Source organism: Autumnicola lenta (genome assembly GCF_031846515.1).
GTDB lineage: Bacteria > Bacteroidota > Bacteroidia > Flavobacteriales > Flavobacteriaceae > Autumnicola > Autumnicola lenta.
This window is the reverse complement of record NZ_JAVRHO010000099.1, coordinates 1-236: the sequence shown is the minus strand read 5'-3', so window position 1 is coordinate 236 and position 236 is coordinate 1. Positions and strand designations below refer to the sequence as shown.

The window sequence follows — 236 nt, the reverse complement described above, 5'->3', positions numbered from 1 at the left end:
GAAAAAGCACGGGAAACTCCAGGATCTGGACTAGTTTTACGTTAGTAAACTCCTTTTGAACTTCCCGGGAGATGGTGCTAAAAAACTGTCCGGGTTTTTTTGCTGTTTCAATAGAGACTAGTTCCAGCGGGACACTCCCGGCCTGTAAAACATATCCTTAATGGCGATATCGTAATTTTCTTCAGCCTGACCTATAAATTTTTTCAGCTTTTTTGAACTCCACCGGTTCTTCAGCT

The 236-nt window shown here is 42.4% G+C and carries 1 pseudogene; it reads right to left on the bottom strand.

Annotated elements, in window-relative coordinates:
• Positions 1-236, bottom strand: a pseudogene (locus RM545_RS17580) (phytoene desaturase); the annotation flags it as partial.